The following is a 13,651-nucleotide window of genomic DNA, read 5'->3' as shown; positions in this document are numbered from 1 at the left end:
AAGATCACGATTTGATGTAAGCGCTTGCACAATCATCAGAAAGCTTACTAGAGTGACTTGCACCACTCAATCTCACGCGCCGGAAAATGAACCGGGGCTGTGTGTATCAACTCATGTTTAGTTCAAGAGAAGAGCGCAGGATGAGAAATTCAAAAAGGATTGCACCCCTGGCGGCCGTGAGCGTGCTGGCATTGGCGCTGGCAGCTTGTGGCGGCAGCGGCGGCGGCTCCGGAGGATCAGGCGGTGGCGACGCGGCCAGCAACCTCACGGATCGCGGGCCAATCACGTACGTCCAGGGCAAGGACAACAGCAACGTGGTCCGCCCGCAGTTGGACAAATGGAATGCCGCCCATCCGGATGAGAAAGTGACCTTTAAGGAGCAATCCGACAACGCCGACCAGCAGCATGACGACCTGGTGCAGAATTTCCAGGCCAAGAATGCCAGCTACGACGTTGCCTCCGTGGACGTCATTTGGACCGCCGAATTCGCCGCAAAATCCTGGCTGCAGCCGTTGAAGGACAAGATGGCGGTGGACACCTCGAAAATGCTGCCGGCGACCGTGAAAACCGGAACATACAAGGACACGCTTTATGCCGTACCGCAGGCCTCGGACGGCGGTTTGCTCTATTACCGCAAGGATCTGGTTCCCACCCCGCCGAAGACTTGGGACGAGATGATGGGCATGTGTTCGATCGCCAAGGCTAAGGGGATAGGGTGCTACGCCGGGCAGTTTGCCAAGTACGAAGGGCTGACGGTGAACGTCTCCGAAGCGATCAACACCGCCGGCGGCACTGTGGTGGACAAGGACGGCAAGCCGACGGTCAATACGGATCAGGCTAAGGCCGGATTGAATAATCTCGTCCAGGCTTACAAGGACGGCAACATTCCCAAGGAAGCCATCACGTTCCAGGAAGAGCAGGGGCGGCAGGCCTTTGAGGCCGGAAACCTCCTGTTCATGCGGAACTGGCCCTACGTTTACAACCTGGCCAAGACTGACGGTTCTTCCACCGTGAAGGACACCTTCGGTGTCGCTCCGCTGCCGGGCAAGGACGGTCCCGGTGCCTCCAGCCTGGGCGGCCATAATATGGCCATCAGCGCGTATTCCAAGCACAAGGCCACTGCCTTGGACTTCGTTAATTTCATGACCAGTGAGGCATCCGGCAAGTTCTACGCCACGCAGGGTTCGCTCGCCCCCGTGATGGCCTCGCTGTATGCGGACCCGGAGTTGGTCAAGCAGCTGCCCTACCTCCCGGTGCTGAAGACCTCCATCGAAAACGCAGTCCCGCGTCCCGTGACGCCCTTTTACCCTGCTGTCACCAAGGCGATCCAAGACAACGCCTATGCAGCAATCAAGGGTGAAAAGCCCGTCGATCAGGCCCTATCCGATATGCAGTCGGCCATCAGTTCCGCAAATTCCTAGCAGGTGAGCCCCTGCCGGCGGACAAGCGCCGCCTGCAGGGGCATCCTGCCGCAGCCAGCTGAAGTCACAGTAAACCGGGCACGTCCTGTGTTCCGGCGCAGCGATCGATTCCGTTTGGAAAGGAGGGGACATGTCAATCGGAGCGGAACCAACGACGACGCACCGGACTAAGGGCCCCAAACCGGCAAAGCCGGACAAGCAGGGAAAAGAAACAAACGGGGTCGGGCAGGATCGCCGGGCCAAGACTCAGGGCAAATGGGCAACGCTGCTCATAGCTCCGACGCTGATCCTTCTGGCGATCGTCATTCTCTACCCCGTCATCAACGCGATAGTGATGTCCCTCCAACACGACCAGGGGTTGGACCCGGTGACGGGAACATTCGTTGCGGGCGGCTTTGCCGGCATCTCCAACTACATCGGCTGGTTGTTTCAGCAATGTGCCTCGCCCAGCGGCGGAACGCAGGCCTGCTCCCCCGGAAGCGTTGGCTCACAATTCTGGAGCGCAACCTACACAACGTTTTTCTTTACCGTGATCACAGTGGTTCTGGAAACCATCCTGGGATTCTGGATGGCAGTCATCATGGCCCGGGCGTTCCGCGGACGCAGCGCGCTTCGTGCGGCGGTCTTGGTTCCTTGGGCAATTCCCACCGCGGTAACGGCAAAACTGTGGTTCTTCATCTTCGCCTTCGAAGGGATTGCCAACAAGCTCTTTGGCACGGCGATTCTGTGGACCGGCAGCGCCGGGCCCGCCCGGGCGGCCATCATCATTGCCGATGTCTGGAAAACTACGCCGTTCATGGCTCTGCTGATCCTGGCGGGGCTGCAAATGATACCGGCAGACGTGTACGAAGCCGCCAAGGTGGACGGGGCATCGGCTTGGCAGCGGTTCACCCAGATTACCCTGCCGCTGGTCAAGCCGGCGCTTATGGTGGCCATTTTGTTCAGAGTGCTGGACGCTCTTCGGATGTACGATCTGCCGGCGATTATGACCGGCGGCGCCAATGACACCACAACACTTTCCCTGCTGGTAGTGGCCCAAATTCGTAACGGCTTCAATTCAGCCGCCGCGCTTTCGACCATCACCTTCCTGATTATCTTCATTGTGGCCTTCATCTTTATTAGATTTCTCGGCGCGAACGCCGTGGAATCTGCCGCCGGTGGAAAGGGGAAAGGCAAATGAGTGTCTCAGCACTAAAAACTCCGGCCTTCGATTCTGCGCCTAAAACCGCCGCGCGTAACCGGGCCCGCTGGGCCAGTGGCAGAACCTATATCAGCGCAGCGCTGATTTTGATCTGGTGCCTGCTGCCGTTTTACTGGATGATTGTCACGGCGTTCCGGGAGGTCGGCTACACCTTCGATCCCACGCCGTTCTTTACGCATCTGACCTGGGACAACTTCACGACGGTGTTTTCCACCGACTTGGGTAATCACTTTGCCCGGAACTTACTCAACTCCTTCATTATTGGTGGAGTTACTACCGTCGTCGCCCTCGTCGTTGGGGTCTTTGCCGCCTATGCACTGGCCCGGTTGGAGTTCCGCTTCAAGTTTTTGGTCCTGGGAGTCATCCTCGGTGCCTCGATGTTCCCCGGCGTGGCACTGGTGACGCCGCTGTTTCAGCTATTCACCAATATCGGCTGGATGGGCACCTACCAAGCCATGATCATTCCGGACATTTCCTTTGTGCTCCCGCTTACCGTTTATACCCTGACCTCTTTTTTCAGGGAGATGCCGTGGGAACTGGAAGAAGCGGCACGGATTGACGGCTGCACGCAGGGGCAGGCTTTCCGCAAGGTGATTATGCCACTGGCAGCACCGGCGATCTTCACTACTGCCATCCTGGCGTTCATCGCGGCCTGGAATGAGTTTCTGATTGCCAGTCAGCTGTCCAACGAGGACACCAAACCCGTCACCGTGGCCATCGCCTACTTTGCCGGCGCCCAGCCGCATCAGGAGCCGTACACAGCCGTGATGGCGGCCGGAACGGTGGTCACCATTCCCTTGGTCATTTTGGTGCTGATCTTCCAGCGCAAGATTGTGGCCGGTCTGACGGCCGGGGCGGTGAAATAATGCGCAACTCCGCACGCGTTCCTGTGCAGGGCCGCGCGGTCCGGCCGGGTGTCAGCCAGCGCCAGCGATCTGGGGAGGATTTTGACATTATTATCGGTTTCCTCGCATTCTGGGGCGTCATTCTGCTGGCGATGACGCTCTGGCTGGAACTCACCGGGCAACCGGCGTTGGGCTGGGCGATGGGGCTGCTGGCCATCGTGCTGGCTCTGTGGGGTATGCTCCGGCTGCGCCGTAAACTGCCGCAGCGCCGGGCCAGGCGCCATATGTAGCCGGCACAGCCAGCATAACCAGGACCCGACCGCACCCGCCAGGATGCCCTGACAGTCTGAAGAGGAGGGGACTCATGGCGGCAAGTATCGACGATGTAGCGGCGGCAGCCAAGGTCTCTACCGCCACGGTCTCCCGCGCCATCCGCGGTCTGCCCAGGGTCAGCCCCGTCACCCGGGCCCGAATCCTGGCCGTCGCTGATGACCTCGGATACGTTGCCTCTCCGTCGGCGAGCACATTGGCCACCGGGCGTACGCGCACCATTGGAGTGCTGGCTCCGTTCGTGGACAGGTGGTACTTCGGCCGCGTCCTCGAGGGTGTGGAACAGGAGCTCAGACAGCACTCCTATAACCTCCTCCTGTTCAGCCTGGGCGGCTACGCTTCAGATAGGCAGCGGCTGTTCAACCGGAACATGGTGCGCAAACAAATGGACGCTCTGGTGGTGCTGTGTTTGTCCTTGTCCGATCAGGAGCTGGAACAGCTGCACCGCACGGAGATCCCGCTGGTCGCCGTCGGTGGTCCGGTCAGCGGCTGCAGCAGCGTCCGCATAGACGATTCGCAGGCGGCGGCTGCTGCAACGCAGCATCTTCTTGATCTTGGCCATCAGGACATAGGACACCTGCACGGTGGACGGGAAGACCAGCTGAACTTCACGGTGCCGGGTTTGCGGACGGAGGGATTCCATTCGACGTTGCGTTCCGCCGGTCTGGGACCCCGATCGGAGTGGGAGGTGGAGGGGGACTATACGGTGCGTAACGGAGTGCGTGCAGCCGCACGGCTTTTCGACAGTCCGTCGCCCATGCCGACGGCTGTCTTCTGCGCCTCGGACGAAATGGCGCTGGGATTAATGTTTGAGGCGCGCCGGCGGGGGATCCGGATCCCGGAAGACTTATCGGTCATAGGCATCGACGACCACGAGTTTTCCGAGCCGGCGGCGTTGACCACCGTAGGCCAGGATCCGACCGCCCACGGTTCGATTGCCGCCCGCATGCTGATGGGCGAGCTCGCGGGCAAGACCGGGGCCGTGCGGGACAGAGTGGTGGAGCACCAGCTGATCGTCAGAGGGACGACGGCGCCGCCGCGTCATTGAGCGGGATCGGTCAGGACGCCCGTGCCAGCTGCCGGATGGGTATCCAGCGTGAGGCGAGCCTGCGGTAGGCAGCCGCGGCCCCGGTCAGGTCTCCTTCGGCCAGGCATTCGAGCCCCAGTCTGACGTCCATCGGTGAATCATCTGGGTAGACACGATCCGCCACCGGGCCGTAATCGAGCTCCAGGATGGATCCTTCCCGGAAGCCCTCAAGCCAGTTCTTGACGTCCGCCAACTCTTCGTGCAGGTCCAGCTCTTCCGCGGTTCCTTCGAGCATGCTGACGCAGGCTTCCGCACGCCGCAGCGCAGCCGTCAGGGGCACCTGGATACGTACCGTCAGAATGCGGCCAGCGGACTCCACGACCTCAGTCCGATCCGTCTCCGTCACCAGCACAAACCAGCTGAACGGAATGCCCCAGGTCGATATCCTGGTGAATGGCGGCCCGGGATATCCCGGCGCCGCCTCCGTCCGGCGCTGGTGTGGTTCCCGGAACCGCTCGGGCACCAGCATACTCGCCAGTTGTGCGGTGTACCCCCGGTGGAATTCACCCACCGCCGCAAAGGAACGGAGCACCATCTGGCCAGGCGAATATAGGAGCGGCGCGTCCTCGGCAAGGCTCAACGTGCGGATTCTATCCGCGGCGGCTGTGGGCAGCGGATCTCCATTGGGCCTGGTGATCCGCCCCAAGGAATCGATGAGTTCCTGCATATCCACGGCCGTTCGGCTCTGGTCCGGCAGGAGGTGCTCCTGGATGTAACGCTGTTCCATCGTGGTGAAGGCCGTCATCGGTGAGAATATGCGCAGGCTGGAGACGAAGGGAAGGGACGTTCCGCCCAAATACAGCCCGCTGCGCATGGATTAGCCCAATTCCACGACGACGGGGGCATGATCAGAGGCGCCCTTGCCTTTGCGTTCTTCCCTGTCGATGGACGCCCCGGTGACGCGGGCGGCCAGCGCCTCGGAGGCCAGGATAAAGTCGATCCGCATGCCCTGTTTCTTGGGAAAGCGCAGTTGCGTGTAGTCCCAATACGTGTAGACGCCGGGCCCGGGGGTGAAAGGGCGCACTACATCGGTAAAACCCGCTGCTTCAAAGGCATGAAAGGCCTCTCGCTCCGGAGCGCTGACGTGCGTCAGGCCTTCGCTGAGGAAGTAGTCGATGTCCCACACATCCTCGTCTTGAGGAGCGATGTTCCAATCGCCCATCAGGGCTATCTGAGCCTGTGCATCCGCGGACAGCCCGGATATGGCGTGTTCCTTCAGGGCCGCCAGCCAGGAAATCTTGTAGGGCATATGCGGATCCGACAGCGAGCGGCCGTTGGGTACATAGAGGCTCCAGACGCGGACGCCATTGCAGGTTGCCGCGATCGCGCGTGCCTCCTGAATTGGGTCCTTGTCCGCCTTGCCGAAGGCCGGCTGGGCAGCGAAGGTGCGTTCAACGTCGTCGAGCCCTACCCTGGAGGCAATCGCTACTCCGTTCCATTGGCTGAACCCGAAGTGCGCCACCTCGTACCCGTTGTTCTCGAACATTTCCCACGGGAAGTTCTCGTCCTTGCACTTGGTTTCCTGAAGGGCCAGAACGTCCACGTCGGTCCGACGCAGCCAGTCCTCCACGCGGTCTGCGCGGGCCCGCAGCGAGTTAACATTCCAGGTTGCAATTTTCATCGGTTTTACCATCTTCACATCGCTCAATTTACCGAACTCCTTACTTCCACCAGGTATCCAGCAGGGAAACCGGGACAGTCCGTTTATGCCGGGTGGCCAAATAGCGCTTTTCGATGGTTTGAGCATCTGTCACCGGGACGTCCTTCCCTTCCAGATAATCGTCGATCACGTCGTAGCGCAGTCCTAGCTCGTCTTCGTCGGTGCGGCCAGGCACCCCGTCAAGCAGATCCGCCGTCGGCGCCTTGTTGTAGAGCCGCTCGGGCGCATTAAGCTCGCACAGCAGTGCACGGTTCTGGCGCTTGTCCAGCGTGAACAGCGGCAGTACGTCCGCGCCGCCGTCACCGAACTTTGTGAAGAATCCCGTCACCGATTCGGCCGCGTGGTCGGTCCCGATCACCAGGAGATTCCGGGCGCCGGCCAAGGCATATTGGGCCACCATTCTTGCCCTGGCCTTGATATTGCCCTTGGTGAAATCCGTGATCGGCTCTCCGGTGGTCGCCGCGAACTCAGCCACAAAACTGTCCACTGCCGCCGCGACGTTATAGCTCCACGACGTTTTGGGCGCGATGAATTCCAAGGCCCGCTGCGCGTCCTCCTCGTCGGTCTGCCTGCCATAGGGGAGCCGGACAGCGACAAAGTCCGCAGCGGTTCCGGCGCCATTCAGCTCCTCTACCGCCAGTTGGGCCAGCCTGCCGGCGAGGGTGGAATCCAAGCCACCACTGACGCCCAGCACGAAGCCGCTGGCGCCCGTGGCCAGCAAAAATTCCTTGAGGAAATCCACCCGGCGGCGGATTTCAGCCGCGGGATCAATAGTGGGTTTTACACCCATTTCCTCAATGATTTGCCTCTGGAGTTCACGCATACCTGCAAGCCTACTGTGCCGCTTTGACCACTCGTGCTGCTGTGAATGCCGATGCCGCGGGAACTGCTGCCTTATAGGATGGAAGCCATGACTGCGCCTCTGGACCTGCCCGCTGCCCGTTCCCGCCTCCTGAACCTGATTAAGGAACTGGCCATCGTCCGGGGCAAGGTGATCCTCTCCAGCGGAGCCGAGGCGGATTACTACATTGATCTGCGCCGCATCACACTGCACCACGAAGCCTCCCGGCTGGTCGGGCAGGTGATGCTGGCGCTGCTCGACGATGCCGGCATCACCGGCATCGCCGCAGCGGGAGGGCTGACCATGGGCGCCGATCCGGTGGGAACCGCTCTCATGCATGCTGCCGCGGACCAGGGCCGGGCGATTGACGCCTTCGTGGTAAGGAAGGCGCAGAAGTCCTACGGCATGGGCCGGCAGGTGGAGGGCCCGCAGGTGCTCGGCCGACGCGTCGTGGCCCTCGAAGACACTTCCACTACCGGAGGCTCTGCGCTGACGGCCGTGGAAGCCCTGCGACGTGCCGGCGCCGAGGTGGCTGCCGTGGCAGTGATCGTGGACCGGGACACCGGTTCCAAAGAGCGGATTGAGGCCGAGGCCGGCATCCCCTACCTCTTTGCCTTCAGCAAGACCGACCTGGGGCTTTAGCCGGTCCGCCTCCGGCAATCACCGGCGCTAAATACGCGGGATCAGATCCGCCACCGAATTCAGGATTTCATCCGGTCGGAACGGGAAAGCGTTCACGTCCTCGGGCTGCGTGATTCCGGTCAGGACCAGGACGGTGTGCAGCCCCGCCTCCATGCCCGCGATGATATCCGTGTCCATCCGGTCGCCGATCATAGCGGTGGTCTCCGAGTGGGCCTCGATGCGGTTCATGGCGGAACGGAACATCATCGGATTTGGCTTGCCGACAATATACGGTTCCCGGTTGGTGGCCTTGCTGATCAGCGCTGCGATCGCACCGGTGGCCGGGAGCGGCCCCTCCTTGGACGGGCCGGTGGCGTCCGGATTGGTGGCAATGAAACGCGCGCCGTCGCCGATCAGCCGGATCGCCTTGGTAATTGCCTCGAAGGAGTAGGTGCGTGTTTCACCGAGTACCACGTAATCCGGATTCTGATCGGTGAGAATAAACCCGGCCTCGTGCAGGGCGGTGGTTAAACCGGCCTCGCCGATCACGAAGGCCTTACCATGCGGCATCTGGCCCTTGAGGAACTGCGCGGTGGCCAGCGCGGACGTCCAAAGGTTTTCCTCCGGTATTTCCAGCCCCGAACCCCTCAGCCGGGCCGAGAGATCGCGCGGCGTATAAATGGAGTTATTGGTCAGCACCAGAAAACGCTTCGACGTATCCACCCACCGCTGCAGTAGTTCAACGGCGCCCGGAACCGCCTGGTTTTCATGGACCAGTACTCCATCCATGTCCGTCAGCCAGCACTCGATATCCTGCGTTCTGCGCGGTTCAAGATTTCCCATGGCAGCGTCCTCCTGATTGTTGATAGCTGGTTGTAAAGCTGAATGCGAACGCCGCCGTCCGCCGCCGGTCTTCCAGATAACAGTCTTCCAGAGGAGGCAGGCGATCCGGTAGGGGCTTCATCACGTGCCGGCAACGGTAGTGTTGACAGGTGAATACGCACCAGGCCGACGACGGCGGCACGCACCACCCGGATCCGCAGCAGCCGGCGGTGGGTGTCGGCCCGTGGCCGGGCGCCCGGCCGGTCGGTGACCATTGGGACCCGGAACTGCTCGCCGAGGGCGACACGCGCAACGTCGTGGACGAGTACCGGTATTGGAATCACGAAGCGATCGTGGCGGACCTGGACGCCAAACGCCACAACTTCCACGTCGCCATCGAGAACTGGCAGCATGATCTCAACATCGGTTCCGTGGTCCGCTGTGCCAATGCCTTTCTGGCCAAGGAAGTGCACATCATTGGCCGACGGCGGTGGAACCGGCGCGGTGCGATGGTTACGGACCGCTATCAGCATGTGCGGCACCATCCGAGCGTCGAGGAGTTTGTCCAATGGGCTCAGGCCGAGGGCCTGGCCGTGATCGGAATCGATAACTTCCCCGATTCGGTCCCGCTGGAAACCTACGACCTGCCACGGGACTGCGTCCTGGTATTCGGCCAGGAGGGGCCGGGACTGACCGATGAGGTGCACACGGCGGCTCAGGCCACCTTGTCGATTGCCCAGTTCGGCTCCACCCGGTCCATCAATGCCTCGGCCGCTGCAGCCATTGCGATGCACGCGTGGATCCGCCGGCACGTTTTCGGCCAGCATATCTAGGGGCGCTGGACGTCCCGCGCGGGACGCCGACGTCGTCGTCCCGGTCTGGCTAGGATGGAGATAGTTCCGCCATGTCAGCTACCGTCCCTTCTCAAGGAGTCAGCATGCCCATTGCATCCCCGGACAAATACGTCGAAATGATTGACCGCGCCAAGGCCGGAGGCTTCGCCTACCCGGCGGTCAATGTGACCTCCTCGCAGACCCTGAATGCGGCACTGCAGGGTTTCGCCGATGCCGGCAGCGACGGTATCATCCAGGTCTCCACCGGAGGCGCGGCCTATTGGTCCGGAGCGTCGGTCAAGGACATGGTTGCCGGGTCTTTGGGCTTCGCCGCATTTGCCCGTGAAGTGGCGAAAAACTATCCGGTCAACGTGGCGCTGCACACCGACCACTGCCCCAAGGACAAGCTGGAGGGATTCGTACTGCCCCTGCTGGCGGCCTCGGAAGCGGCCGTGAAGGCAGGCAAGGACCCGATCTTCAACTCGCATATGTGGGACGGCTCCGCGGAAACGTTGGAGGAGAACCTGCGCATCGGGCGGGAGCTGCTGGCCCGCACCTCGGCCGCGCACATGATCCTCGAGGTGGAGATCGGTGCCGTGGGCGGGGAGGAAGATGGCGTTGAGAACGCCATCAATGAAAAGCTCTACTCCACGGTGTCCGATGGCCTGGCCACCGTGGAGGCCCTCGGCGCCGGAGAGCACGGCCGTTACATTACGGCGCTGACCTTCGGTAACGTGCACGGCGTGTACAAGCCCGGCGGTGTTAAGCTGCGGCCGGAGATCCTCAAGGAAATCCAGGAGCAGGTCGGAGCCAAGCTCGGCAAGGACAAGCCCTTTGACCTGGTTTTCCACGGCGGGTCCGGATCCAGCCAGCAGGAAATCAAGGACGCCGTCTCCTACGGGGTTATCAAAATGAACATCGATACGGATACGCAGTATGCCTACACCCGCCCGGTGGCGGACCACATGCTCAAGAACTATGACGGCGTGCTGAAGATCGACGGCGAGGTCGGCAATAAGAAGACGTATGACCCGCGTGTCTGGGGTGCCGCTGCCGAGAAGGGCCTGGCAGCGCGCGTTGTCGTGGGTGCCCAGGAACTCGGCTCCGCTGGCAAGACCTTCTGATGACGGACAACTTCCGCAGGAACCTGCTCGGTCCGGCGCCCACCATGCTCCCGGGCGAGCCGGACGTTGAAGCCCGTTTGGCGGCCGGCGACGAGGCCGTCGATCTGGCGGCAAAGCACCCGACATCCTCGCTCCTGTGGGCCATTCTGGCCGACGAAGCCTTCGCGGAGGGCCGGGTCATCGAGTCCTATGCCTACGCCCGCACCGGCTACCATCGCGGGCTGGATGCGCTGCGGCGCGCCGGCTGGAAAGGAACCGGGCCGGTTCCTTTCGAACACGAGGGGAACCGGGGGTTCCTGCGGGCGTTGTATGCCCTGGGCCGGGCGGCCGGCGCCATCGGTGAGACCGAGGAAGCGGAGCGGATCTCCGCCTTCCTCAACGACTCAGATCCACTGGCGGCCGCGGCCATCGAGGCCCGCTAGCCGCACCGCAACAAACCGGACCAGCGCCGGTATCGGCTGATTGACCGGTTTCTGGGCCGGCTGTGCCGCAGGTGTCCTTCTCAAACTTGTCAAGGTCACCTGCGGAACGGCCATGAAGGCGGCGTCGGGTTCAGCCCCAGATATTGTCTCCGCGCAGCGAGGCGTCGGCGCCGCCGTCGGCATAAATGGTCTGCCCGGTGGTGTGCGTGTTCTCTTCGCTGGTCAACCACGCCAAAAGCCTGGCAATCACAACGGCGTCACTGTGGTAGTTCAACGGCATCGGAACGTGCTTGTCCGTCAGTTCGCGGCCCTCGGGCGTGGACAGCAGCTCGGCGGTCATGGCCGAAACGACGGTACCTGGTGCCACGGCGTTGAGCGGAATGCCGGCGCCGGCCCACCGCCCGGTGATGCATTCCCTGCGAACCCAGCGGCTCAGCGCGCGTTTGCTGGAGGGGTAGTTCAGGTAGCCGATCTGCGGCCCCTGGGCTGCTAACTCCGCCCCGATCCTGACGGCCCGGTCTTCATCCCCGGCGAGCATGGCGTCGACCAGTTCTGCGGAGTTCGGCTGCAGCGACGCCATGGAACTGACGACGGCGGCGCGCGGGGAGCTGCCGGCGGCCAGGGCAGGGGCGAGCAGCTGGAGAAACTCGGTAACGCCAAAGTAATTTACGCTCACGGTCAAGGGGCTAGGGGCCGAGATGCCTGCGCAGGCGATGACGGCATCTACTCGGCCGCCGGCCAGCTCGAGCGCCTTGGCAGCAGCATCCCTGCGCCCTTCCTTGGTACTCAGGTCCGCGGTCACCTCTGTGCCGCGCAGATCGACACCGATGACGCTGGCTCCGCGTTCCCGCAGCAGGCCGGCGGTGGCGGCGCCGATGCCCGAACCGGCTCCAGTGATGATGTAGGTACGGGCTGTGGTGGCAGTTGTCATTTTAATGCTCCTTTATTGAGGCTGGTCTCGGCCAGTTGTGCGCTGAACGAGATGGTGGATTGCTCGAACATCTGCAGCAGTCGGGTGAATTCACGCCGGTCCTTCTCGGACCAGTCGTGAAGAAGGTCATCGACAAGTCCGTTCCCGGCACGCACAAACGCGTCCGCCACGCTTTGACCGGCAGGTGTGAGCTTGACCAGCTGGGCCCGGGCATCGAGGGGGTCACCGACGCGGACCGCCAGTCCGGCTTTGACCAGGCGCGCGAGGATCTTACTGACGTTGGAGGCACCAGTGACCATATTTTCCGACAGTGCGGACGGCCGCTGGGCTCCGTGGTTGGCCAGAATGGTGATCATGGTGATGGCGCCGGGGTCCAGGTCCAGGCCCTCCCGGGCAGCCACCTTCCGGAGGAAGTCCGGCGCGGTCCACTCACCGAGGACGCGGGTAAGGGCCGAGATGAGGCCGGAGCGGTAATCTACGGCGGCCCAGAGATCAGGCATGAAGCGTTCCGCCATCCACGGGCAGCACCACACCGGTGATGAACGCCGCTTCGTCGGAAAGCAGCCAAACGGCAGCATTGGCTATCTCCGCCGGTTTGCCCAGTCGCTTCATGGGAATTTCGGCCGCGTAACCGGCCTTCGATTCCGCCGGCAAGGAAGCCAGTGCGGCAGTTTCTATGGCTCCCGGCGCCACGGCGTTAACCCGGATCCCCTGCTCGGCGTTTTCCATCGCCACACTGCGGGTCAGGCTGACAACACCATGCTTGGAGGCCCCGTAGGGGGTGAGCATCGGGGTGGAGGACAGGCCAGCTAAAGAAGCAATGTTGACAATTGCGCCACCGCCGTTTGCCCGGAAATGGCCCACTTGGGCCTTCATGGCCAGGAATGTCCCCCGCAGGGTGATATTAATGATGCGGTCCCACTCATCGTTAGAGACGTCTTCAACGCGCTTAGGCATTGCGCCAATCCCGGCGTTGTTGACCGCCAGATGGAGGCCACCAAAGGTAGCCACCGCGAAGTCCAGCAGCTCGGCGATCTCCTGAGGCAGGGCCACATTGGTGTGTTTGAATGCGGCCCGCCCGCCGGCGGCCGTAATTTCCTCCACGGTCCCGGCTCCGGCCAAGTCATCGACGTCGGAAACCACCACGTCGGCGCCTTCCGCCGCCAGCCGCAGGGCGCAGGCCCTGCCAATGCCGGCACCGGCCGCGGTTACCAGGGCTACTTTGTCGGGGAAGAACATGGTTTCTCTTTTCCACTATCGCTAACCGTGCATTTACTGTCCTGTAGACAGTATATGGGAGTGTCGGATGGCCCGCCCCGCTGGCGCTTCGCCAGCGGAAGCCGATGGCACGGCCGAAGTCGGCTAAATGGCACGGCCGAAGTCGGCTAAATGGCACGGCCGAAGTCGGCTGAATGGCACGGCCGAAGTCGGCTAAATGGCACAGTCGAAGTCGGCTAAACTTAGCGGGTAAGAGCCCCCAACTTGCGACTCCGTCCCGGGCCGGATCTTTTGC

Annotated in this window: 16 protein-coding genes; 9 read left to right on the top strand and 7 right to left on the bottom strand. The window is 62.3% G+C overall.

Annotation, left to right across the window (positions count from 1 at the left end):
* The first annotated feature begins 140 nt into the window (after nucleotides 1–140).
* From OS914_RS04120 to OS914_RS04100, 5 genes are all read left to right on the top strand, one after another.
* Nucleotides 141–1,421 carry an ABC transporter substrate-binding protein gene (locus OS914_RS04120; RefSeq protein WP_267544788.1) on the top strand — a complete coding sequence of 427 codons (1,281 nt, stop codon included), beginning with the start codon at nucleotides 141–143 and terminating at the stop codon, nucleotides 1,419–1,421.
* A 130-nt stretch (nucleotides 1,422–1,551) separates the two neighbouring features.
* Entirely contained in the window at nucleotides 1,552–2,601 is a 1,050-nt protein-coding gene (locus OS914_RS04115; RefSeq protein ID WP_267544787.1) for a carbohydrate ABC transporter permease, read from the top strand.
* Complete coding sequence (locus tag OS914_RS04110; RefSeq protein WP_267544786.1) at nucleotides 2,598–3,488, top strand: carbohydrate ABC transporter permease; 891 nt, start codon at nucleotides 2,598–2,600, stop codon at nucleotides 3,486–3,488. The genes OS914_RS04115 and OS914_RS04110 overlap by 4 nt, the downstream gene beginning before the upstream one ends.
* Nucleotides 3,488–3,757, top strand: a complete 270-nt coding sequence (locus OS914_RS04105; protein WP_267544785.1) for a hypothetical protein — start codon at nucleotides 3,488–3,490, stop codon at nucleotides 3,755–3,757. Before OS914_RS04110 ends, OS914_RS04105 begins: the two co-directional genes overlap by 1 nt.
* A gap of 74 nt (nucleotides 3,758–3,831) precedes the next feature.
* The gene (locus tag OS914_RS04100; RefSeq protein WP_267544784.1) at nucleotides 3,832–4,845 is read left to right on the top strand and encodes a LacI family DNA-binding transcriptional regulator; all 1,014 of its coding nucleotides are present in this window, start codon (nucleotides 3,832–3,834) and stop codon (nucleotides 4,843–4,845) included.
* A 10-nt stretch (nucleotides 4,846–4,855) separates the two neighbouring features.
* Here the strand turns inward: OS914_RS04100 and OS914_RS04095 are convergent, their stop codons facing one another.
* From OS914_RS04095 to nadE, 3 genes are read right to left on the bottom strand one after another with little or no spacing between them, the layout of a single operon-like run.
* Nucleotides 4,856–5,698: a DUF8083 family protein gene (locus OS914_RS04095; RefSeq protein WP_267544783.1), complete on the bottom strand. Its 843-nt coding sequence runs from the start codon at nucleotides 5,696–5,698 to the stop codon at nucleotides 4,856–4,858.
* A 3-nt stretch (nucleotides 5,699–5,701) separates the two neighbouring features.
* Nucleotides 5,702–6,505, bottom strand: a complete 804-nt coding sequence (locus tag OS914_RS04090) for an exodeoxyribonuclease III (protein ID WP_267544782.1) — start codon at nucleotides 6,503–6,505, stop codon at nucleotides 5,702–5,704.
* A gap of 40 nt (nucleotides 6,506–6,545) precedes the next feature.
* Nucleotides 6,546–7,367 carry an ammonia-dependent NAD(+) synthetase gene (nadE, locus tag OS914_RS04085; protein ID WP_267544781.1) on the bottom strand — a complete coding sequence of 274 codons (822 nt, stop codon included), beginning with the start codon at nucleotides 7,365–7,367 and terminating at the stop codon, nucleotides 6,546–6,548.
* A gap of 87 nt (nucleotides 7,368–7,454) precedes the next feature.
* Here nadE and pyrE point away from each other — a divergent pair, with 87 nt between their 5' ends.
* Nucleotides 7,455–8,027 carry an orotate phosphoribosyltransferase gene (gene pyrE / locus OS914_RS04080; protein WP_267544780.1) on the top strand — a complete coding sequence of 191 codons (573 nt, stop codon included), beginning with the start codon at nucleotides 7,455–7,457 and terminating at the stop codon, nucleotides 8,025–8,027.
* A 27-nt stretch (nucleotides 8,028–8,054) separates the two neighbouring features.
* On the opposite strand, the gene OS914_RS04075 is transcribed toward pyrE, so the two are convergent.
* A complete protein-coding gene (locus OS914_RS04075; RefSeq protein ID WP_267544779.1) occupies nucleotides 8,055–8,849 on the bottom strand; it encodes an HAD-IIA family hydrolase in 795 nt (264 codons plus the stop codon).
* A gap of 149 nt (nucleotides 8,850–8,998) precedes the next feature.
* On the opposite strand from OS914_RS04075, the gene OS914_RS04070 reads away from it, so the two are divergent.
* The 3 genes from OS914_RS04070 to OS914_RS04060 all read left to right on the top strand — a co-directional run bounded on the left by OS914_RS04070 (nucleotide 8,999) and on the right by OS914_RS04060 (nucleotide 11,207).
* On the top strand, nucleotides 8,999–9,661 hold the full coding sequence (locus OS914_RS04070; RefSeq protein ID WP_267544778.1) for a TrmH family RNA methyltransferase: 663 nt from the start codon (nucleotides 8,999–9,001) through the stop codon (nucleotides 9,659–9,661).
* A gap of 104 nt (nucleotides 9,662–9,765) precedes the next feature.
* Complete coding sequence (fbaA, locus tag OS914_RS04065) at nucleotides 9,766–10,785, top strand: class II fructose-bisphosphate aldolase (RefSeq protein ID WP_267544777.1); 1,020 nt, start codon at nucleotides 9,766–9,768, stop codon at nucleotides 10,783–10,785.
* Nucleotides 10,785–11,207, top strand: coding sequence for a DUF3151 domain-containing protein (locus OS914_RS04060; RefSeq protein ID WP_267544776.1), 423 nt, complete (start codon nucleotides 10,785–10,787; stop codon nucleotides 11,205–11,207). Before fbaA ends, OS914_RS04060 begins: the two co-directional genes overlap by 1 nt.
* Before the next feature lie 130 nt (nucleotides 11,208–11,337).
* Here the strand turns inward: OS914_RS04060 and OS914_RS04055 are convergent, their stop codons facing one another.
* The 3 genes from OS914_RS04055 to OS914_RS04045 are packed head-to-tail and all read right to left on the bottom strand — an operon-like array spanning nucleotide 11,338 to nucleotide 13,377.
* Nucleotides 11,338–12,138, bottom strand: coding sequence for an SDR family NAD(P)-dependent oxidoreductase (locus OS914_RS04055; protein ID WP_267544775.1), 801 nt, complete (start codon nucleotides 12,136–12,138; stop codon nucleotides 11,338–11,340).
* Nucleotides 12,135–12,638 carry a MarR family winged helix-turn-helix transcriptional regulator gene (locus tag OS914_RS04050; protein ID WP_267544774.1) on the bottom strand — a complete coding sequence of 168 codons (504 nt, stop codon included), beginning with the start codon at nucleotides 12,636–12,638 and terminating at the stop codon, nucleotides 12,135–12,137. The genes OS914_RS04055 and OS914_RS04050 overlap by 4 nt, the downstream gene beginning before the upstream one ends.
* Nucleotides 12,631–13,377: an SDR family NAD(P)-dependent oxidoreductase gene (locus tag OS914_RS04045; protein ID WP_267544773.1), complete on the bottom strand. Its 747-nt coding sequence runs from the start codon at nucleotides 13,375–13,377 to the stop codon at nucleotides 12,631–12,633. The genes OS914_RS04050 and OS914_RS04045 overlap by 8 nt, the downstream gene beginning before the upstream one ends.
* Nucleotides 13,378–13,651 lie beyond the last annotated feature (274 nt).

Source organism: Arthrobacter endolithicus (genome assembly GCF_026627425.1).
In the GTDB taxonomy this organism is placed as follows: domain Bacteria; phylum Actinomycetota; class Actinomycetes; order Actinomycetales; family Micrococcaceae; genus Arthrobacter_M.
The sequence above is the reverse complement of the archived record's forward strand: the minus strand, read 5'-3'. Positions and strand labels throughout refer to the sequence as shown.

Bases quoted from the DNA above. Each gene is read 5' to 3' on its own strand.
- OS914_RS04055 (WP_267544775.1), bottom strand. From the start codon at position 12,138: ATGACAACTGCCACCACAGCCCGTACCTACATCATCACTGGAGCCGGT.
- OS914_RS04095 (WP_267544783.1), bottom strand. From the start codon at position 5,698: ATGCGCAGCGGGCTGTATTTGGGCGGAACGTCCCTTCCCTTCGTCTCC.
- OS914_RS04090 (WP_267544782.1), bottom strand. From the start codon at position 6,505: ATGAAAATTGCAACCTGGAATGTTAACTCGCTGCGGGCCCGCGCAGAC.
- OS914_RS04105 (WP_267544785.1), top strand. From the start codon at position 3,488: ATGCGCAACTCCGCACGCGTTCCTGTGCAGGGCCGCGCGGTCCGGCCG.
- OS914_RS04060 (WP_267544776.1), top strand. From the start codon at position 10,785: ATGACGGACAACTTCCGCAGGAACCTGCTCGGTCCGGCGCCCACCATG.
- nadE (WP_267544781.1), bottom strand. From the start codon at position 7,367: ATGCGTGAACTCCAGAGGCAAATCATTGAGGAAATGGGTGTAAAACCC.
- OS914_RS04110 (WP_267544786.1), top strand. From the start codon at position 2,598: ATGAGTGTCTCAGCACTAAAAACTCCGGCCTTCGATTCTGCGCCTAAA.
- OS914_RS04050 (WP_267544774.1), bottom strand. From the start codon at position 12,638: ATGCCTGATCTCTGGGCCGCCGTAGATTACCGCTCCGGCCTCATCTCG.
- OS914_RS04115 (WP_267544787.1), top strand. From the start codon at position 1,552: ATGTCAATCGGAGCGGAACCAACGACGACGCACCGGACTAAGGGCCCC.
- OS914_RS04075 (WP_267544779.1), bottom strand. From the start codon at position 8,849: ATGGGAAATCTTGAACCGCGCAGAACGCAGGATATCGAGTGCTGGCTG.
- fbaA (WP_267544777.1), top strand. From the start codon at position 9,766: ATGCCCATTGCATCCCCGGACAAATACGTCGAAATGATTGACCGCGCC.
- OS914_RS04120 (WP_267544788.1), top strand. From the start codon at position 141: ATGAGAAATTCAAAAAGGATTGCACCCCTGGCGGCCGTGAGCGTGCTG.
- pyrE (WP_267544780.1), top strand. From the start codon at position 7,455: ATGACTGCGCCTCTGGACCTGCCCGCTGCCCGTTCCCGCCTCCTGAAC.
- OS914_RS04100 (WP_267544784.1), top strand. From the start codon at position 3,832: ATGGCGGCAAGTATCGACGATGTAGCGGCGGCAGCCAAGGTCTCTACC.
- OS914_RS04045 (WP_267544773.1), bottom strand. From the start codon at position 13,377: ATGTTCTTCCCCGACAAAGTAGCCCTGGTAACCGCGGCCGGTGCCGGC.